The 20914-nt window shown below is 38.0% G+C and carries 17 protein-coding genes and 3 other annotated features; of the genes, 11 read left to right on the forward strand and 6 right to left on the reverse strand.

Annotated features, from left to right (window positions below):
* The first annotated feature begins 193 nt into the window (after positions 1-193).
* Positions 194-2407 carry an autolysin gene (locus tag IGL93_RS02800; protein ID WP_010775641.1) on the forward strand — a complete coding sequence of 738 codons (2214 nt, stop codon included), beginning with the start codon at positions 194-196 and terminating at the stop codon, positions 2405-2407.
* Positions 2408-2457: 50 nt separating this feature from the next.
* Positions 2458-2690: a binding site (T-box leader), on the forward strand.
* Positions 2691-2811: 121 nt separating this feature from the next.
* Positions 2812-5226 (forward strand): leucine--tRNA ligase, encoded by a 2415-nt coding sequence (gene leuS, locus IGL93_RS02805; RefSeq protein ID WP_284954693.1) that lies wholly within the window; start codon positions 2812-2814, stop codon positions 5224-5226.
* A 54-nt stretch (positions 5227-5280) separates the two neighbouring features.
* Here leuS and IGL93_RS02810 read toward each other — a convergent pair whose 3' ends face one another.
* The 5 genes from IGL93_RS02810 to IGL93_RS02830 form a co-directional block, all read right to left on the reverse strand.
* A complete protein-coding gene (locus IGL93_RS02810; protein ID WP_002383054.1) occupies positions 5281-5505 on the reverse strand; it encodes a DUF3955 domain-containing protein in 225 nt (74 codons plus the stop codon).
* Between the two features lie 96 nt (positions 5506-5601).
* Entirely contained in the window at positions 5602-6045 is a 444-nt protein-coding gene (locus tag IGL93_RS02815; protein WP_002355676.1) for a hypothetical protein, read from the reverse strand.
* 175 nt (positions 6046-6220) lie between these two features.
* Positions 6221-7054: an amino acid ABC transporter substrate-binding protein gene (locus IGL93_RS02820; RefSeq protein WP_025188884.1), complete on the reverse strand. Its 834-nt coding sequence runs from the start codon at positions 7052-7054 to the stop codon at positions 6221-6223.
* Between the two features lie 10 nt (positions 7055-7064).
* Positions 7065-7700, reverse strand: coding sequence for an amino acid ABC transporter ATP-binding protein (locus tag IGL93_RS02825; RefSeq protein WP_010775642.1), 636 nt, complete (start codon positions 7698-7700; stop codon positions 7065-7067).
* Positions 7701-7712: 12 nt separating this feature from the next.
* Positions 7713-8357 carry an amino acid ABC transporter permease gene (locus IGL93_RS02830; protein WP_002383057.1) on the reverse strand — a complete coding sequence of 215 codons (645 nt, stop codon included), beginning with the start codon at positions 8355-8357 and terminating at the stop codon, positions 7713-7715.
* Between the two features lie 53 nt (positions 8358-8410).
* Positions 8411-8653 (reverse strand) — a binding site (T-box leader).
* A 155-nt stretch (positions 8654-8808) separates the two neighbouring features.
* Positions 8809-9041, reverse strand: a binding site (T-box leader).
* A gap of 147 nt (positions 9042-9188) precedes the next feature.
* On the opposite strand from IGL93_RS02830, the gene IGL93_RS02835 reads away from it, so the two are divergent.
* The 6 genes from IGL93_RS02835 to IGL93_RS02860 all read left to right on the forward strand — a co-directional run bounded on the left by IGL93_RS02835 (position 9189) and on the right by IGL93_RS02860 (position 17349).
* Positions 9189-10820 (forward strand): peptide ABC transporter substrate-binding protein, encoded by a 1632-nt coding sequence (locus tag IGL93_RS02835; RefSeq protein ID WP_010775644.1) that lies wholly within the window; start codon positions 9189-9191, stop codon positions 10818-10820.
* Between the two features lie 106 nt (positions 10821-10926).
* On the forward strand, positions 10927-11175 hold the full coding sequence (locus tag IGL93_RS02840) for a GlsB/YeaQ/YmgE family stress response membrane protein (RefSeq protein ID WP_002355684.1): 249 nt from the start codon (positions 10927-10929) through the stop codon (positions 11173-11175).
* A 377-nt stretch (positions 11176-11552) separates the two neighbouring features.
* Positions 11553-13292 carry a DUF2264 domain-containing protein gene (locus IGL93_RS02845; RefSeq protein WP_024041614.1) on the forward strand — a complete coding sequence of 580 codons (1740 nt, stop codon included), beginning with the start codon at positions 11553-11555 and terminating at the stop codon, positions 13290-13292.
* Positions 13293-13295: 3 nt separating this feature from the next.
* Positions 13296-14123, forward strand: coding sequence for a hypothetical protein (locus tag IGL93_RS02850; protein ID WP_010713853.1), 828 nt, complete (start codon positions 13296-13298; stop codon positions 14121-14123).
* A 271-nt stretch (positions 14124-14394) separates the two neighbouring features.
* Positions 14395-15558 carry a glycoside hydrolase family 88 protein gene (locus IGL93_RS02855; RefSeq protein ID WP_010713852.1) on the forward strand — a complete coding sequence of 388 codons (1164 nt, stop codon included), beginning with the start codon at positions 14395-14397 and terminating at the stop codon, positions 15556-15558.
* Positions 15559-15570: 12 nt separating this feature from the next.
* Positions 15571-17349, forward strand: coding sequence for a glycoside hydrolase family 35 protein (locus IGL93_RS02860; protein ID WP_033627779.1), 1779 nt, complete (start codon positions 15571-15573; stop codon positions 17347-17349).
* A gap of 24 nt (positions 17350-17373) precedes the next feature.
* On the opposite strand, the gene IGL93_RS02865 is transcribed toward IGL93_RS02860, so the two are convergent.
* Positions 17374-18081, reverse strand: a complete 708-nt coding sequence (locus IGL93_RS02865; RefSeq protein ID WP_002366233.1) for a GntR family transcriptional regulator — start codon at positions 18079-18081, stop codon at positions 17374-17376.
* 260 nt (positions 18082-18341) lie between these two features.
* On the opposite strand from IGL93_RS02865, the gene IGL93_RS02870 reads away from it, so the two are divergent.
* From IGL93_RS02870 to IGL93_RS02880, 3 genes are read left to right on the forward strand one after another with little or no spacing between them, the layout of a single operon-like run.
* On the forward strand, positions 18342-19235 hold the full coding sequence (locus tag IGL93_RS02870) for a PTS mannose/fructose/sorbose transporter subunit IIAB (RefSeq protein ID WP_002383065.1): 894 nt from the start codon (positions 18342-18344) through the stop codon (positions 19233-19235).
* A 48-nt stretch (positions 19236-19283) separates the two neighbouring features.
* Positions 19284-20075 (forward strand): PTS mannose/fructose/sorbose/N-acetylgalactosamine transporter subunit IIC, encoded by a 792-nt coding sequence (locus IGL93_RS02875; RefSeq protein ID WP_002358771.1) that lies wholly within the window; start codon positions 19284-19286, stop codon positions 20073-20075.
* Complete coding sequence (locus IGL93_RS02880) at positions 20068-20868, forward strand: PTS system mannose/fructose/sorbose family transporter subunit IID (protein ID WP_002383066.1); 801 nt, start codon at positions 20068-20070, stop codon at positions 20866-20868. The genes IGL93_RS02875 and IGL93_RS02880 overlap by 8 nt, the downstream gene beginning before the upstream one ends.
* Positions 20869-20914 lie beyond the last annotated feature (46 nt).

The raw sequence follows: 20914 nt of genomic DNA on the forward strand, positions 1-20914 counted from the left end.
TTTTTTTCCGAGTAGTAACAAGAGAGGAAATCCATGTTAAAAAACATTACTTCTTTACAATCTAGTTACAGTAATATGAAATTTTGTTGAAGTGTTTTTAATTCGCCAGAAAAAAAGGTATACTTGTTATAATAACAAAACTAAAAAATTACATTTACATATAAGTTAAAAAAGGAAAGTTGGGGACGTATCAATGAAGAAAGAATCAATGTCACGTATCGAAAGAAGGAAAGCACAACAAAGAAAGAAAACGCCAGTACAATGGAAGAAGAGCACTACTTTATTCAGCTCGGCGTTAATTGTTTCATCTGTAGGAACGCCCGTTGCGTTACTACCAGTGACTGCTGAGGCAACAGAAGAGCAGCCAACAAATGCGGAAGTTGCCCAAGCACCTACTACGGAAACTGGCTTAGTAGAGACACCAACAACAGAAACTACGCCAGGAACTACGGAACAACCGACAACGGATTCGTCAACAACGACTGAATCGACAACTGAATCATCAAAAGAAACACCAACAACACCAAGTACCGAGCAACCAACAGCTGATTCAACTACACCTGTGGAATCAGGAACGACTGATTCTTCAGTAGCAGAAATTACGCCAGTAGCTCCTTCAGCAACCGAGTCTGAAGCAGCGCCTGCGGTTACACCCGATGATGAAGTAAAAGTACCAGAAGCTAGAGTAGCTTCTGCGCAAACTTTTTCAGCGTTATCACCGACGCAAAGTCCTTCAGAATTTATTGCCGAGTTAGCACGTTGTGCACAACCTATTGCGCAAGCCAATGATTTATATGCATCAGTGATGATGGCTCAAGCAATCGTTGAAAGTGGTTGGGGAGCAAGTACGCTATCTAAGGCACCAAACTATAACTTATTTGGGATTAAAGGCAGCTACAATGGACAATCTGTCTATATGGATACATGGGAATATTTAAACGGCAAATGGCTAGTGAAAAAAGAACCTTTCCGTAAATATCCTTCTTACATGGAATCATTCCAAGATAATGCGCACGTGCTAAAAACAACTTCTTTCCAAGCGGGCGTTTACTATTATGCTGGGGCTTGGAAAAGCAATACAAGCTCGTATCGCGATGCAACTGCTTGGTTAACAGGTCGTTATGCGACAGATCCTAGCTACAATGCTAAATTAAATAATGTCATTACCGCATATAACTTAACTCAATATGATACACCATCTTCTGGTGGAAATACTGGGGGCGGAACAGTTAATCCAGGAACAGGCGGCTCGAACAATCAATCAGGAACGAACACGTACTATACTGTAAAATCAGGAGATACCTTGAATAAAATTGCCGCGCAATATGGTGTGAGCGTTGCTAATTTACGCTCATGGAATGGCATCTCTGGCGATTTAATTTTCGTTGGTCAAAAGCTCATCGTGAAAAAAGGTGCTTCAGGTAACACTGGTGGCTCAGGCAACGGTGGTTCTAACAATAATCAATCAGGAACGAACACGTACTATACTGTAAAATCAGGGGATACCTTGAATAAAATTGCCGCGCAATATGGCGTGAGCGTTGCTAATTTACGCTCATGGAATGGCATCTCTGGCGATTTAATTTTCGTTGGTCAAAAGCTCATCGTGAAAAAAGGTGCTTCAGGTAACACTGGTGGCTCAGGCAGCGGTGGTTCTAACAATAATCAATCAGGAACGAATACGTATTACACAATTAAATCAGGCGATACCTTGAACAAAATTGCCGCGCAATATGGTGTGAGCGTTGCTAATTTACGTTCATGGAACGGCATCTCTGGCGATTTAATCTTCGCTGGTCAAAAAATTATTGTGAAAAAAGGTAATTCAGGTAACACCGGCGGCTCAAGCAATGGTGGTTCTAACAATAATCAATCAGGAACGAATACGTACTACACGATTAAATCAGGGGATACTTTGAACAAAATTTCTGCACAATTCGGTGTTAGTGTGGCTAACTTACAAGCCTGGAATAACATCAGCGGTAGTTTGATTTTTGCTGGTCAAAAGATTATCGTGAAAAAAGGTGCCAACTCAGGTTCAACGAATACGAACAAGCCTACGAATAATGGTGGCGGTGCGACAACATCCTACACGATTAAATCAGGTGATACGCTGAATAAAATTTCTGCACAGTTTGGCGTGAGTGTTGCTAATCTACGTTCATGGAACGGGATCAAAGGCGATTTAATTTTTGCTGGTCAAACAATCATCGTGAAAAAAGGCGCTTCTGCAGGTGGCAATGCTTCTTCAACAAATAGTGCATCAGGCAAACGCCATACAGTTAAAAGCGGTGATTCACTTTGGGGCTTATCAATGCAATACGGAATCAGCATCCAAAAAATCAAACAATTAAATGGCTTAAGCGGGGATACAATTTATATTGGTCAAACTTTAAAAGTTGGTTAATTTAAGATTGAAAAAAATAGCTATCTTTGGTAACATGAGTCTTATAATAGAAAAAAACAATGAGAAGGAATAGTAGAAAGAACCATGTGATAGAGAGCGTATGGCTGGTGGAAATACGTACAGAAGCTTTTGAACTCGCCTTTAAGTTACTTTTTTGAACAAACCAAGTAGGAAAAGTCGGTGACGATCGTTAAGACGTTTGAGGTTAAGGTGACGGTGACTGACCGTTTCTTTGACGAATTTAGGTGGTACCACGTTGCATTTGTATGTTCACGTCCTATAGGAATTTTTCCTATAGGACTTTTTTTTTATCACTAAGTGGCTAGTTTAAGTCAGAATAGTGACAATGGCTGCAGGTGGCAAATTTTAAGAATGAAAAATTTTATATTACTAGGAGGAATAACATGAGCTACAATCACAAAGAGATTGAGAAAAAATGGCAAAAATATTGGGCTAAGAACAATTGTTTCAATACATTGGACGACCCAAATAAAGAAAAATTTTATGCACTAGATATGTTTCCCTATCCATCTGGACAAGGCTTACACGTAGGTCACCCGGAAGGCTATACAGCAACCGATATTCTTTCACGTATGAAACGTGCGCAAGGCTATAATGTGTTGCATCCAATGGGCTGGGATGCGTTTGGTTTGCCAGCAGAACAATATGCGTTAGACACAGGAAATGACCCAGCTGAATTTACTAAGAAAAATATCGAAACATTCCGTCGCCAAATTAATTCACTAGGATTCAGCTATGATTGGAATCGCGAAATTAATACCACTGATCCTGAATATTACAAATGGACACAATGGATATTTACAAAATTATATGAAAAAGGGTTAGCTTATGAAGCAGAAGTTGCGGTTAACTGGGTACCTGAACTAGGAACTGTTATTTCAAATGAAGAAGTCATTGATGGAAAAAGTGAACGTGGTGGTTATGATGTGGTTCGCCGACCAATGCGTCAATGGATGCTGAAAATTACTGCTTATGCAGATCGCTTATTAGAAGATTTAGAGCTTGTTGATTGGCCAGAAAGTATTAAAGATATGCAACGAAATTGGATTGGACGTTCTGAAGGAGCCAATGTGACCTTTAAAGTCGCTGGTACAGAAGAAAGTTTCACGGTGTTTACAACCCGTCCTGATACCTTGTTCGGTGCAACCTATACTGTTCTAGCTCCTGAACTAGAACTAGTGAAAAAAATTACGACACCTGAACAAACAGCAGCTGTAGAAGCATATATTGAAGAAACCTCAAAAAAATCTGATCTAAATAGAACGGATTTAGCAAAAGAAAAAACAGGTGTTTTCACAGGTGCGTATGCTATAAACCCGGTCAATGGCCAAGAAATTCCAATTTGGATTGGCGATTATGTTTTAGCAAGCTATGGCACAGGCGCAATCATGGCGGTCCCAGCGCATGATGAACGGGATTACGAATTTGCGAAAACATTTGGCATTGATATCCTACCAGTAATCGCAGGTGGCGACATTACAACAGAAGCCTATACAGGGGATGGACCGCATATCAATTCTGATTTCTTAAATGGATTAAACAAAGCAGAAGCCATCGCTAAAATGAATGAGTGGCTAGAAGAAAATCACGTAGGGAAAAAAGAAGTATCTTATCGTTTACGTGACTGGTTATTCTCTCGTCAACGCTACTGGGGTGAACCAATTCCTGTGATCCATTGGGAAGATGGAACAACCACAACGGTTCCTGAATCTGAGTTACCTCTACGTTTACCAGTAACATCGGATATTCGCCCAAGTGGAACTGGGGAATCGCCATTAGCAAACATTGATGAATGGGTCAATGTCGTCGACCCTGAAACTGGTATGAAGGGAAAACGTGAAACGAATACTATGCCACAATGGGCTGGAAGCTCTTGGTATTACTTACGATTCATTGATCCTCATAATAAAAATGAAATTGCTGATTTTGAAAAATTAAAACGTTGGTTACCAGTTGATATCTATATTGGTGGTGCCGAACATGCGGTGTTGCATTTACTTTATGCTCGTTTTTGGCATAAATTCTTATATGATATTGGTGTGGTTCCTACCAAAGAACCTTTCCAAAAATTATACAACCAAGGTATGATTTTAGGAGAAAACAACGAAAAAATGTCTAAATCACGTGGCAATGTTGTAAATCCCGATGATGTGGTGGCTAAATATGGTGCGGATACGTTACGTCTTTATGAAATGTTCATGGGCCCATTAGATGCTTCCATTGCTTGGAATGAAAAAGGCTTAGAAGGAAGTCGTAAATTCTTAGATCGCGTTTGGCGTCTGATTGTTGATGAAGAAGGCAAAATGCGTGACCGAATTACCACAATTAATGATGGCCGTTTAACGAAAGTTTATCATCAAACGGTTAAAAAAGTGACAGAAGATATGGCAAACTTGCACTTTAATACAGCGATTTCTCAATTAATGGTTTTTGTGAATGAAGCCAATAAAGTGGATGCCTTACCTTATGAATATGTGGAAGGATTTGTCCAATTACTTGCGCCAATCGCGCCACATATTGGTGAAGAACTATGGCAAATTTTAGGTAACGAGGAAAGTTTAACTTATGTCCCTTGGCCAACCTATGATGAAGCAGCCTTAGTAGAAGATGAAGTGGAAGTAGTTTTCCAAGTGAACGGAAAATTACGTGGCAAACAAAATGTCGCTCGTGGGTTAAGCAAAGAAGAATTAGAACAAATTGCAATGAACCATGAAGCTGTTAAAGAATTTATTGAAGGAAAAACAGTGCGCAAAGTGATTGCTGTTCCAGATAAATTAGTAAATATTGTTGCAAATTAAGTTATATGTTTTTATTAAAAAAAGAGCCGGACGTATCAAAACGTCAGGCTCTTTTTAAGGTTGTTTTGTTTTACCTTTTTGATTCATATGTTCTTTACATGTGATTGTTATAACCGAAAGCAAGGCGATGAAGAGAAAAAAGTAACCAAGCGGCGTACAGAAAAAGGCGGGTTCTTTTAAAAGTCCATCGCTAGATAATGTTGATCCAACTAAAATAGAGATCATAAATAATAAAAGACTAATCAAGCCAAGAAATAAGCTAATACGATATTTTTTCAACTTCAGTTCCTCCTTTAATGAACTATCACTAAGATAAATCAAAAAGGTTAACTTTTTTTTAGGCAACTGTTAAAACTTAGATAAGAAATCTATTTTCTAAGTTTGTCGTTGTTGGTAATTGGTTAAGATCATACGTGAAAAGGGACCGACAATCAGCAATTGATAAGGAAGGGCAACAATAAAGTTCAGGCCCCAAGCTTGGAAATACGCACTTAGTGACAACGTCTGGCCTTCCATTAATAAGCCAAATAAAGACATACAAGTCACCATGCCGATAATCATGAGACTCGAAATGGTCAGAATAAGTAATAGCCGTTTTTCTTTATTAAAGGGTAAAGAAAAAGCGATTTTCTTAGCTAAGACACCAACGATGAAAACGTCTAAAATAAAAGCAACGATAAATCCAGGAAGCAAACCTTTTGATAAGGCGTACAATGAAAATTCTCCATGCAATAATAAATTATAGGTGCTCATTCCGAAAACCATCAGAAAGCACATTAACGTAGTAAAAAGCATTCCTTCTTTTTTATTAGTAGGCATTTTTTTCTCCTTTCATTTATTGAGAGTAATGATTGTTCTAGGCAGAAAAGGACAAATTCTCTCGACTTTTACTAGTGTAGCAAAAATAAAAGTTCTTCATAAGTTAGAATTTGCTAAGAATTTGATTCAAATAAAAAGGTGTACTAAGTCAGCAGTACACCTTTTTATTCGTTATTTAGTTTATTTTTGTGTTATTTGTAACGTCCTCTCCAAACCATTTTTGAGAAATTTTACTAAGGGTGCCATCTTTTCGTAACGTTTCAAAGGCAGTATTGATTTTTTGGACTAATTGATTGTCTGATTTGCGGACGCCCACAGCAAAATCTTCATTGTCATAGCCGACATGAGAAATAGTATAGTTTTTTAAATTATCTTCGTGGGAAAGATAGTAGTTGGCGTAGACGCGATCAATTAGGAGCCCATCAATTCGGCCAGATTTTAAATCTAAGAAAGCTTCATTAAAGCCGTCATATAAAATAGGCGTTTGGTCTTTAACAAATTTTTTCAAAACGTCAGGCTGACTTTCGAAGCCATCATAGCCAGAAGAGCCATTTTGAACCCCTAAAATTTTACCTTGCATGTCGCTCGCTGTTGCAATGTTTTTTTCTTTTAAAGAAACAAGTACTTGGTCGTTCGTCATGTAAGGTTGTGTGAATTGAACTTTTTCGGCCCGTTCGCTCGTTTTAGTGTAGCCATTCCAAATAAGATCAATGGTTTGATTTTGTAATTCTGTTTCTTTCATAGACCAATCAATCGGTTGGAAGTCAACGGAAATGCCATAAAGTTTAAAAACCGCTTTGGCTAAGTCGACATCAAAGCCGACAATTTGGCCTGATTTATCTTGAAAACCCATGGGCACAAAGGAGTCATCTAAGCCAATAATAATCCGTTTTTCTTCGTTAATCCGTGTCCATTGATCTTCGTTGCTTTTTCTTTTACCACAACCTGCAAATAGGAGTAAACTACAACAGATAACCAGCAAGGCTAAAGAATATTTCTTTTTCATCATAAACTCCTTTCTATTGGACGGGGGCAACCGTCAAAAGATTGTCTGCAATTTTTTCAGCGAAAGCCATATCGTGGGTCACGACAATCTGTGTCATGCCTTGTTTCCGTAAATCTAAAATAACTTCTTCCACTTGTTGACGTAAAGCTGGATCTAGCGCGCTCGTTGGTTCATCGTACCCAAGAACTTTTGGCTTCATTGCTAAGGCACGAGCAAGTGCAACTCGTTGTTTTTGTCCACCGGAAAGTTGATATGGATAGAGTTTTTCTTTACCAGCCAAGCCCAATTTTTCCAGTAATTCTAAAGCTTCTTGCTGACTTTTTGCTTTTTCTTCTTTTAGTACTAATGTAGGTGCTAAGGTAATGTTTTCTAAAACTGATAAGTGAGGGAAAAGTTGGAAATCCTGGAAAACGACCCCAACCACTTGATCGGCATTGTCCATTTCAGCAGGATTGAAAGGAACACCATCCAACAAAAGCTCACCAGAATCAATGGTTTCTAAACCAGCTAAACAACGAAGTAAAGTGGTTTTTCCGCCGCCTGAAGGACCAACAATCGTTAAAATTTTACCCTCTAGAATTTCTAAATTTAAGTGATCAATAATGGTCCGGTTGTCAAAATGTTTGGTTAAATTTTTAATAGTTAACATGGTAGAGTCCTCCTATTTATAATATTGATAGAATTTTTCAATTTTCTTAGAAGCAACAGTCAAAATTGCCGTAAAGAGTAAATAAATCACTCCCACTAAAGCTAATGGCACTAATGTAACATCGCGGCTCATCGCAATTTTACCAGCACGTAAAAGATCGCCTAAGCCAAGAACATAAATAAGAGAAGTATCCTTGACCAAATTGATAATTTCATTTCCTACGGAAGGCAGCACGATTTTAACAACTTGTGGCAAAATAATCCGCGTGACTGTTTGAAAACGTGTTAAACGTAAAACCTTAGCAGCTTCATATTGACCTTGGGGAATTGCTTGAATCCCCCCGCGGAAAATTTCAGCAAAGTACGCAGCATAATTTAAAATAAATGCGAATAAGGCCGCATCATAACGTTCAAAGACAATACCAATTAATGGTAAGCCGTAAAAAACAAAAATTAATTGTAACAATAGCGGAGTGCCGCGCATTAACCAAATGTAGAGGTTAATTAAGTAACGTAAAGGTTTAAACGAACTTTGTAAAATAAAGGCAATGATAATCCCCAGTGGAATCGAGCCAAGGAGCGTAAAGAAAAAGACTTTCAGTGTCATGCCAGCTCCGCTAACTAAAGCAGGTAAAATTTCTAAAATATAATCCATCATTTTTTCCTCCAACAATTTTTATTAAAAAACAAAAAAGCCTCTTGGCTGTGAGCCAAGAGGACGAATCGCATTCGTGGTGCCACCTCAATTTACTTATCTTTCACAAGATAAGCCTTATGTAGTTGCGTTGACAACTACTCTCTGTTAACGATAGAGTCACCGGTTTTTCTTACTAAAGGATTCAGAAAAACATCTTTTAGGTGTGAGTAAAGAAGAATCCATCTTTTTCTTTCAGCCAATGAAAAAGTCTCTGTAAAGGAAGAGCTAAATTACTATGTCCTAAGCTTTGATTGTAAGTATGAAATTGTTCGAACGGAACAGAAAACCTGTTGCTTTTCTAGATTATCCCATTAAGCATATGGAAAAGAGGACAACAGACTTGAGCAGTTGAGGCACTCTCTCAGGTTGAAAAGCGCATCTAAAAAAACAAAAAAGTCCTTTGGCTGAATAGCCAAAGGACGAATAATCAATTATCGTGGTTCCACCTTAGTTTATTCGTGTTTCGCAACACGAACCTTATGAAGTTCATAACTTCGCCTGTTAACGAGTGGTCCCGGACTTTCCTACTAAGGGTTCAAAAAGTCAACTCCCAGATGTGGTTCGCTGTTTCTTTACGTCTTTTTCCACCAACCAAAGACTCTCTTCACTAAAGGAAACAGTTACTCTTCTGTTCTCTGTTTTTCAATACTGTACCACCAGAAAAAATATCTGTCAACTCTTATTCTTAAAAAAATATTTTTCTTTCAAAAAGTAAGTGCTGAAAAAGGACAAATGTATGGAAAATCATGTAAAATGTAGGTAAGTTGTTTGAACAGAAGGAGGAGTTTTGGTATGAAACAGAAAAAGTGGTTAATCGGACTTGTTGCACTGGGCTTGGTTTTAGCAGCATGTGGAAGTGGCGGTTCGAAAACGACCTCGAATGAACCAGCTACACAGAAAATTAACGTCGCATCTGGTGGTGAACTCTCGACATTAGACAGCGCTCATTATACAGATGTCTATAGTTCCGATATGATTGGTCAAGTATTTGAAGGCTTGTATCGACAAGATAAAAACGGAGATCCTGAGCTAGCTATGGCGAAAGCAGAGCCACAAGTTAGTGAAGACGGGTTAGTCTATACATTCAAGTTACGAGAAGCAAAATGGACAAACGGGGATCCAGTTAAAGCAGGGGATTTTGTAGTTGCGTTTAGAAACGTGGTCGATCCAGCGTATGGTTCAAGTAGCAGTAATCAAATGGATATTTTTAAAAATGGGCGTGCGGTGCGGGAAGGACAAGCCACGATGGAAGAATTTGGTGTCAAAGCAATCGATGACCAGACACTAGAACTAACATTGGAAAATCCAATTCCTTATTTAGCCCAAGTCTTAGTTGGAACACCTTTTATGCCTAAAAATGAAGCCTTTGCCAAAGAAAAAGGTACTGCCTATGGGACTTCTGCAGATAATTTTGTTGGCAATGGACCGTTTGTAATTTCAGGTTGGGATGGCAATTCCGAAACTTGGAAATTGAAGAAGAATGATCATTATTGGGATAAAGAACACGTAAAATTGAATGAAATTGATGTTCAAGTAGTGAAAGAAATTGGCACAGGAGCCAATCTTTTTGATAATGGCGACTTAGATTACACTGTTTTAGCAGATACTTATGCACTTCAGTATAAAGAGTCAAAACAAGCGCATTTTGTGCCTAAAGCCATGGTGGGTTATTTAAGCCCAAATCATCGCCGTGAAATTACTGGCAACGAACATGTTCGAAAAGCTTTTTTACAAGCGATTGACAAAGAAACTTTTGCAAAAGAAATTTTAGGAGATGGCTCGACAGATTTAAATGGTTTTGTACCAGCTAATTTTGCAAAAAATCCAGACACAGGTGAAGATTTCCGCAAAGAAAATGGTGATTTATTACCATATAATATTAAAGAAGCCCAAGCTAACTGGACCAAAGCGAAAGAAGAGTTGGGCAAAGATAAAATTGAATTGGAACTAATCTCAGCGGACTCAGCGATTGCCAAGAAAACCATTGAATTTGTTCAAGGGCAATTGCAACAAAATTTACCAGGTTTAACAATCAAATTAAAATCATTGCCTTTGCAAAATCGTTTGGATTTACAAACAGCAGGTAATTACGATTTAGCCTTTGGAACATGGACACCTGACTATGCTGATCCCATTAATTTTTTAGAATTTTATGACTCAAAAAGTGGCTTAAATACTTCTGGTTATAACGATTCAGCGTATGATGCAGGTCTCCAAAAAGTTAGAAAAGATTACGCTAATGAACCTGAAAAACGCTGGAATGAATTACTAAGTTTAGAAAAAACATTAATTGAAAAAGATGCTGGTGTTTTACCACTATTCCAAGGAGCCATTGGTTACTTGAAATCAGATCGCCTACAAGGTTTGCAAGTATTTTCTTTTGGTCGCACAGTATCCTATCGTTTAGCTTATGTAGAAGAATAAATTGACTTCTGAAAAGTCCTATCTTTTGAAAAAGTCTGCTTTCTGTTTTATCCTTAAAGTAGGAAAATTAACTAAAAAAATCAACTATGAAAGGTAGGTTTTTCAAATGTTTAGCTTTCTATGGGCATTAATTGTCGGAGGAATTATTGGCGCAATTGCTGGCGCAATTTTAGGAAAAGACGTGCCAGGTGGCATTATTGGAAATATTATCGTGGGCTTTTTAGGAAGTTGGGTAGCATCACTCTTGTTGCCTTCTTTAGGACCAGTCATCGGAGGTTTTCCAATTATCTCAGCGTTGCTAGGAGCGATTATCTGTATCGCTATTTACTCTTTTATTGTAAACCGCAAGGCGTAAAATTGTATCAAAATGATATCTTGAAAAGCATCATAAAACTTGTGAAGGTTAATCAGACCATTACTTTTGATGTCTTTTCTCTCATATTTTAAGTCTATGACAAAAATCTCTTTGGATTTTTGTCATAGACTCTTTTTTTTAAAATATTTATTATGAGAATTTCCTGCGTTAGACTGCTTATTTTTCATTTATTATTCATTTTTGATAAAGGAAGTTTTGTTGGATAAAGTGAATAGCTCAAGGCTCAACAAAAATAAAGAAAAAATTAATATGTTAAGTTCAAGGTGAGTGAAATTCTGCTCTCATAATACGCCATTTTATTCATTAAACGATAGTTGAAAAAAATAAGTGCCCTTGTTATTCTTTGAATTAAACTAATGGGGGCGAAAAGCATGGAATCGTTAAAAAGTAATCTTTTTTTGACCAGAGAAGCATATTTGGAAGCTTTTGAAACAATCATGACACCTTTAAAAACGGCTATTTTAACATCAGAAAAACCTGGCGTGAATTTTGGGTCCAGTGGTGCTGTCTATGATCAGCAACATGCTGAAATGGAAGCGCTCATTCGACCATTATGGGGAATTGGACCGTATTGGGTTGCTTGTAAAGATGATGTTTTAAGAGATGCTTATGTGGAAAAATTAATCGCAGGAACTGATCCGTCATCCCCAGATTATTGGGGCGATATTGTTGATTATGATCAATATATTGTGGAAGCAGCAGCATTATCTTTAACTTTATTGCTTCATAAGACATATTTTTGGTCCTGTTTTTCTGAGAAACAGCAAGAAAATATCATGGTTTGGTTAAATAAAGCACTTGGGTGTAAAATTCCTAAAAATAATTGGACGTTTTTCAAAGTGCTCATTCGTTTGGCACTCGAGGGATGTGGACAAGTGATTAACCAAGCGGAACTAGAGGAAGAATTGGCGTTGATTGAACGCATGTATTTAGGTGATGGTTGGTATATGGATGGTAAAACTACGCAAAGAGATTATTATATTTCGTTTGCTTTTCATTATTATAGTTTGATTTATGTCAAATTTATGCGAGAAAGAGATCCTATTCGTGCGAAACGTTTTACAGAACGAGCCGTTATGTTTGCTCAGGACTATCTGTACTATTTTGATGAGGAGGGCGAAGCGTTACCTTACGGACGTAGTCAAACGTATCGGTTTGCTCAAGGAGCATTTTTCGCAGCTTTGATATTTGCAGAAGTAGAGGCTTTACCTTGGGGACAAATAAAAACGCTGTTAGCAAAACATTTACACTGTTGGATGCAACAGGCTATTTTCACTTATGATGGTCGGTTGTCCATTGGCTATCATTACGAAAATTTAGTAATGGCAGAAGGTTATAACGCACCAGGCTCTCCGTATTGGGCCTTTAAAACATTTTTGTTGCTCGCTGTGGATCAAGACCATCCGTTTTGGCGTGCTGAACCGTTGGCGATAAAACGAGAAGAAAAGCGTTTGATAGAAAAGGGAAACATGTTATTAATCCATCCTAAAATGAAAACACATGTCCTCGGCTATCCTGCAGGACTATGGCTTGAAAATCAAGCGCATGCCGCGGCTAAATATAGTAAATTTGTCTATTCTAGCCGCTTTGGTTTTAGCGTTCCCAAAGCTGGCGCGTGTTATGAGGAGGGAGCTTTTGATAACGTATTGGCTGTTTCTCGTGATGGTGAATATTTTCGTGTTAAAGGGAAAGTTCATGATTTTTATTTAACAGAGGAGCAAGTTTATTATAAATGGCTACCTTTTCAAGAAGTAGAAATTGAAACAACCATTTATCCTTTTGGGGAATGGCATGTTAGAGTACATGAAATAGTGACATCGGTTCCATTAAAAGTGCGCGAAGGAGGATTCAGTCTACCGTTACTTGGAAAATTTTCAGAAAAAGAACTTGGTAAAGAGTGGGCTAGAGTCGATTCAGGAGAATTGTGTTCGCAAATAATTGCAATTGAAGGGTATGACCACGCAGGTATTCTTCAACCTGAACCCAATACATCGTTGTTTTTCCCAAGAACAAGTTTACCTTATTTGCAAAAAGAGCTACCAATAGGAACGCATCGCCTGATTTGTTTGGTAGGTGGTGTGACAAGGGAGGAATAAAAAATGATAAAAATCGAATTGAAAAATAAAGACAATCAGATTATTACTGGCCGAATCGATCACGAGAAGCCAGAAGCGCCATTCGTGGCGGAGGGAGACACGTTAGCGGTATTAGCAATTAAACAGTACCTTTATCAAGTTGGCGATAAAATTGTAGTGACTTATACAGGGGCTACCCCTTATTTGATGGTTCAATTAGATGAAACTTTGGCTCCTTCATTGATTTATTTGAAAGAAAAAGTTTGGGAATATCAAATTCCATTAGAAGAATCTGCTCGAAAAGCTTTTGTTGAGACGGCCTTTCATTCAGCAAGGCACCAAATAATGGTTCGACAAGCGCACACGTTTGAAAAAGACAATTATCAAAATCTTTCTATGAATACACATGACCAAAAAGAATATTCAGGAGCCTATCCTCATGCGTATGCAAACGTTGAAACGAGAGACGATGCTGTTTTCTTTGCGAAAAATGCTATTGATTCTAAGTTTGGTAACCTTTCTCATGGCTCGTATCCATTTGCTTCTTGGGGAATTAACCAACAAAAGGAGGCACAGTTAACGATTGACTTTGGCAGGCCTGTAGAAACGGACTGGATCCGCTTGTTATTTCGGGCGGATTACCCACATGATAGCTATTGGGAGGAAGTCACTTTAGCCTTTTCAGATGGAGAGGAACGAGTAGTTGCCACAACGAATACCGCCTATTTTCAAGAAATAAAGTTCCCAATGAAAACAACACAAACTTTGACATTAAAATGCTTACGAAAAGCGCTGGACTCTTCTCCGTTTCCAGCGTTGACCCAAATTGAAGTATTCGGTCGGAATAAATAACAAGAGGTCGGGACAGAACCGTTTAGCTCCGAGAAATAAGAAGAAATTTCCGAAAATTGATCTTTGATTTTTGGAGAATTTCGGCTTATTTCCGAAGGAGTTGGTTCTGTTCCCTCCGTTTATCAGTTTTTGAGCGTGGAGCAAAAATCCAAAGTGATTTTTGTCCCACGCTCTTGTTTTTAAGAGAAATAATCAAGAAAGGTCGCTTTTTATTTTCTTTTACGTTATAATACAATAAGTTAATATGTTAACAAGTTAAGGAGTGATGGAGATGTGTAGTCAAGAAAATAAACAAAGACTGATCTCTCTAGGAGAAAATGTCACAGATGAATGGATTCAAACGCAATTAAATGAATGCGTTTCAAAAATTGCTAAAAATATGCAGCGTTTCGGAACACAGTTTCCTTCAGCTTGTGCTACGAATGGTCGATATCGTCTCAAAGCTAACGATGATTGGACCAATGGCTTTTGGACAGGCATGCTTTGGCTGGCATATGAGTGGTCTCACCAAGAAAAATTTCGTTTACTGGCAATGGAAAATATTGACAGCTTTCAACAACGATTAGAGGAGCATTTTGTTTTGGACCACCATGACATTGGTTTTTTATATAGTCTATCGGCGGGTGCTGGGTATAAAATTACCGGTGATGAGCGCTGTAAACAAGAAGTGCTAGCTGCCGCTGAAGTATTGTCAGCACGATTCCAAGAAAATGGCTCCTTCATCCAAGCGTGGGGCCATTATGGTGATCCCAAAGAATATCGATTAATTATCGACTCATTAATGAATTTACCGCTTTTATTTGAAGCAACTAAATTATCTGGAAATAGGGTTTATGAGGAAATCGCCTCACGTCACTATCATACGTTAATGAAAACGGTGATTAAATCCGATGCGACAACTTATCATACCTATTATTTTGATCCAGAAACAGGCAAACCAAAACATGGAGCTACGCATCAAGGACATAGTGATACTTCCATTTGGGCACGAGGCCAAAGTTGGGCAATTTTAGGGATTCCCCTAAACGAAACATTTCTCCATTCCCAACCATTTCCAGAAATGTATCCACAAATAGTGGAGGTTTTTCTAGCTCATTTGCCAGCAGATTTAATTCCCTATTGGGATTTTGATTTTAATGACCAAATGCCATCTGACAAAGATAGCTCGGCACTGGCAATTGCGACATGTGGTTTATTGGAAGCAGACAAACTACAGGCTTTTCCTCAAGCAAAAGAGCTTGCCAAAGGAATGATTTATCAATTAGGAGAATATTATCGTACGCAAAATGATTCCGAAAATGAAGGACTGCTACTCCATGGTGTTTACGCACATGCAGAAGGAAAAGGGATTGATGAACCCAACTTATGGGGCGATTATTTTTACATGGAAGCCTTAATGCGTTTAGCAAAACCATCATGGCAAAGATACTGGTAAAGGGGAAAAATGATGCAAACGTTTGAGATTAAAGAAGACTTTTTATTAAATGGACAACCAATAAAAATTATTAGCGGGGCGATTCATTACTTTCGAATGACACCTAGACAATGGGAAGATAGCCTCTATAATCTGAAAGCTTTAGGGGCTAATACAGTAGAAACCTACATTCCTTGGAATATTCATGAACCAGAAGAAGGCGTATACGATTTTGAAGGAATGAAAAACATTGAAGCATTTGTCCGCGTGGCAGAAAAACTGAATTTACTAGTTATTCTGCGTCCTTCGGCTTATATTTGTGCAGAATGGGAGTTTGGTGGCTTACCAGCATGGCTTTTGAAAGAAAAAGGCGTGCGATTACGTTCGACAGATCCTATTTTTATGACTAAAGTTCGTAACTATTTTCAAGTATTATTGCCTAAACTAGCACCACTGCAGATAACACAAGGTGGACCAGTGATCATGATGCAGGTTGAAAATGAATATGGGTCCTATGGCATGGAGAAAGCGTACTTGCGACAAACCAAGCAGATAATGGAAGAACTGGGGATTGAGGTTCCTCTTTTTACATCTGATGGCGCTTGGGAAGAGGTTCTGTATGCGGGGACGTTAATTGAAGAGGATGTTTTTGTGACAGGAAATTTTGGTAGTCATTCGAAAGAAAATGCTGCCGTTTTGAAAAAATTTATGACTCGTCATGGTAAAAAATGGCCGTTGATGTGCATGGAATACTGGGATGGGTGGTTCAATCGTTGGGGTGAACCAGTGATTCAGCGAGAAGGTACCGACTTGGCGAAGGAAGTAAAAGATATGCTGGCAGTGGGTTCTTTAAATCTCTATATGTTTCATGGAGGAACAAATTTCGGCTTTTATAATGGGTGTTCGGCGCGAGGTGCAAAAGATTTACCTCAAGTCACTAGCTATGATTATGATGCTTTATTAACAGAAGCAGGAGAACCAACAGAAAAATATTATGCTGTTCAAAAAGCAATTAAAGAAGCATGTCCAGAAGTTTGGCAAGCACAACCACGCACGAAAAAACTGGGGAATTTAGGAAGCTTTCCAGTAACTGCTAGCGTATCCTTATTCGCAGTAAAAGATCAAATGATGACACCGAAGACCACCGCGTATCCATTAAGTATGGAAGAAGCTGGCTCAGGCTATGGCTACTTGCTTTATTCGTTTGATTTAAAAAATTATCATCATGAAAATAAACTAAAAGTGGTCGAGGCCAGTGATCGTTTACACATTTATGTAGATGGAGATTTAGCTGCTACCCAATATCAAGAGACAGTGGGAGAAGAGCTACTCGTTTCAGGACAAACTGAAAAAGACACACTTGCGTTAGATATCTTAGTGGAAAATTTAGGTCGCGTTAATTATGGCTTTAAATTAAATAATCCGACACAAAGTAAAGGAATTCGAGGTGGAGTGATGCAAGACATTCATTTTCATCAAGGCTATCAACACTATCCCTTAACTTTTTCACAAGAGCAATTAGCCAAGATTGATTACACAGCTGGAAAAAATCCATTGCAGCCTTCATTTTATCAAGTAACATTTGAATTAGAACAGCTAGCAGACACGTATATTGACTGTCGAGGCTACGGCAAAGGATTCGTTGTGGTCAATGGTCATCATCTAGGTCGTTATTGGGAAATAGGCCCCATTCATTCGCTGTATTGTCCCAAAGAATTTTTACAGCAAGGACAAAATGAAGTAGTAATTTTTGAAACAGAGGGAATTGAAATTGAGTACTTGAAATTTACGAATCAAGTAATCATAGATTAAAAAAATAGAAGTAGAAGCTGAAATTTATTCGGCTTCTACTTCTATTTTGGTTTTGAAATATTTCCAATGTTTATAACTAATAATATATTCAGCAACACTACCATCTGCGAGATAGGAATGTTTAACTTGTTTAACAGCGGGTTCACGAAAACTTAATTGAAGTAAATTCAATAACTCAGCATCTTCGGGAAAGACAATTTCATTTGTTTCTACAGAAGCCAACGAGAAGAGGTCTACTGAAAAATCTTTACGGACTCGTTCATACACACTTGCATAAGCTGTGAGGTCCTTTGAGAGCGGCTCTTTAACAAGCTTTTTGGGAAGATGTGTGATATGTACGAGAAAGGGTGTATCTTCAGAATAGCGTACACGCTTGATTCTATAATAAGAAGCGTTAGCTGGTAAGCCTAATTCCTTTAAAATTTCGGCTTGATTTTCTTCTTCAATTGAAAGGACTTTAACTTTTTCAGAGTCTAAAGAATGCAACTCGATATCAGAAAATTTTACATTTTGAGAAACTTTTGATTTCGAAACAAAGGTCCCTTTTCCTTGGATACGATACAAGTAACCTGCACTGGTTAGCTCATTCAGTGCTTTGACAGCTGTGATAGAACTAACAGCATATTTTCGTTTAATATCGGCTTCAGAATAAAATTTATCACCAGGAATAAAGGTATGATTTTTTATTTCACGTAAAAGGTCTTGTTTAATTTGTTCATATTTAGGTAACATGCGATTGCCTCCATTCTAGTAATCGAATGAATTAAGCATAACATGTTAACTAGCCTTTAGCAAACACTTTGAAAAAGAGGAAAGACAATTTTTATTTAAAGAATTCAAAAAAATAAATTCAATATATTAAGATATTAGGTTTACGGATAACTTAGTATGTGTTATAGTAAGTTCGTAGAGAACATAACATGTTAAGTAGGATCGCCTACATCTAGGGAGGGAAATTCGTGGAAAACATTGTACTAATTAGTCATGGTAGCATGGCTGAAGGCGTCAAAGTTAGCTTAGAAATGATCGTTGGTCGGCAAGAACACGTGCATACAGTCTCATTACGACCAGATAGCGACAATCTTCAATTTGAGAAAGAGCTAAATGAAAAAATGAAAGCCCTTAACGGTACGACACTGATTATTGCTGATTTACTAGGAGGAACGCCATGTAACGTGGCAACTAAGAATTATTTGAACGTTGACGGAGTGGAAATTATTGCAGGGATGACGCTCTCTGTTGTGATTGAAGCAGTGGTTAATCAACAGGCTTCGATTAAAGAATTAGTTTGTTTAGCACAAGAAAATATTGTTGATGTAAAGGCTGGAATGAATCAAGCAGAACAAGAGATTTCAGAAGCCAGCAAAGAAAAAGAATTAAGTAACTATAGTCAATATGCTGGAAAAGAAAATATTGTAAACACACGGATCGATGAACGGTTAATTCATGGACAAGTAGCGGGAATTTGGTCGACAAGTCTTAGTACACAGCGAATAATTGTAGCCAATGATGAGGCGGCTACAGATCCTTTACAAAAATCATCTTTGAGAATGGCAGCGCCTTCTTCGATGCGTTTATCTGTTCTTGGAGTAGAGGCTGCCGCTAAAAATATTCAATCAGGAAAATATGGTAAACAGCGTTTATTTTTATTATTTAAAAATCCGAAAGATGTGCTCCGCTTTATCGAAGCGCAAGGACCTATCAAAACTGTAAATGTTGGGAATATGAGTTACAAAGAAGGAGCACGCGAAGTAACAAAAAGTATTCAAGTTTTACCAGAAGAAGAACAAATTTTTGAAACAATCGCTTCAAAAGGCGTCACTGTGACAGCCCAATTAGTTCCAAACGATCCAGTCGTTGATTTTATGAAAAAATTACGCGGCTAAAACTGTCAGACTAAGAAAGAATATTTTTAAATTTAGGAGGAAATTTCAATGCATTTAGCAGCGTATCAAATTATTTTAATTACTATTTATGCGTTTATTGCTATTAATGACTCACTTATTTCAAATACGTTGACGCAACCAGCTATTGCTGGAATGATTTCTGGAATGATTATGGGAGATTTAAAAACTGGTTTAATGGTTGGCGGCACTCTTCAATTAATGCGTTTAGGAATTGCTGCTTTTGGTGGAGCATCGGTACCTGATTATTTCACAGGGGCTGTTTTAGGAACCGCTTTCGCTGTAATCTCTGGAAAAGGAGCGGAGTATGGCATTGGTTTAGCTGTTCCTGTTTCTCTGTTGATGTTGCAACTAGATGTAGTGGCCCGTTTTTGTAATGTCTTTTTACTTCATAGTGTCGATAAAGCGATTGATAAGATGCAAGTAAAACGGATTCCACGTTTAGTTTTATCTGGTTCTGTTCTATGGGGACTGTCTCGTGCCATTCCGATTTTATTAATGTTATTAGCGGGGGATGCTGTAGTAACAACGATTACCGATAACATGCCAGAATGGCTAATGACGGGCTTAAAAACAGCTGGAGGAGTATTACCTGTTGTCGGTGTAGGGATTTTATTACGTTACTTGCCAACGAAGCAATATATCCCCTATTTACTATTAGGCTTTTTCTTAGCGGCTTATTTAAAAGTTCCAATGTTAGGTGTTTCGATAGTTGGGATGGTAGCAGCGATGCTTGTATTTAAACGTGATGGGGCAAAAAGCACGACACAAGCAACAACAGGAAATGGTGATTTTGAAGGAGGATATGACGGCGATGAGTAAGCATAAACTGACAAAAAAAGAATTAAATGCAATTAGCTGGCGTTATATTTTAGGAAGCCAATTAAACTGGAACTATGAACGTATGATGAGTTCAGGATATTTATACGGCATCTTACCTGTTTTAAAAAAATTCTATGGTCATGATGAAGCACAATTTCAAGATATGATGCGCACACACAATCAATTTTTTAACACCAATGCTATTTTTGGGAATTTAATTATGGGGATTGATGTTGCGATTGAAGAGCAAGATGGCTATAAAGCGAAAGAAACAATTATTGCGCTAAAAACAGCTCTGATGGGTTCTTTGGCAGGCGTTGGAGACTCTTTATTCCACGTTATTTGGGGGACGATTTTCGGCTCTGTTGCAGGGACACTGGCTCAAAATGGTTCGGTGGTTGGCTGTGTTATTTGGATTATTGCAAATATTGCACTATTGTTTGGTCGGGCCGCGCTCTTACCACTTGGTTATAAGCAAGGGGTCAAACTAGTGACGACCTTAAAAGACAAGTTATCTGCCTTTACGAATGCAGCAACTGTTCTTGGTGTGACTGTGATTGGTGCCTTAATTCCTTCAGTTATCAAGGCGACAGTTCCTTTTGTTTATAAAAAGAACGGGGTCGAATTAGTTATTCAAGATACGTTAGATGCAATTTTACCTTCCTTAGTTCCAATCTTACTTGTTCTTTTAACTTATTGGATGTTAGGTCAAAAGAAATTAAATTCCACACGAGTGATTTGGATTATTTTAATTTTATCGATTGTTTTGAGTGCCTTTGGTATTTTGGCGTAAAAAGTATATTAAGTGATTTTCAGAGAGTCGGAGAGTGTAGAAAGTA

The sequence above is a fragment of the Enterococcus sp. DIV1328a genome, from assembly GCF_050536905.1.
Classification (GTDB): domain Bacteria; phylum Bacillota; class Bacilli; order Lactobacillales; family Enterococcaceae; genus Enterococcus; species Enterococcus faecalis.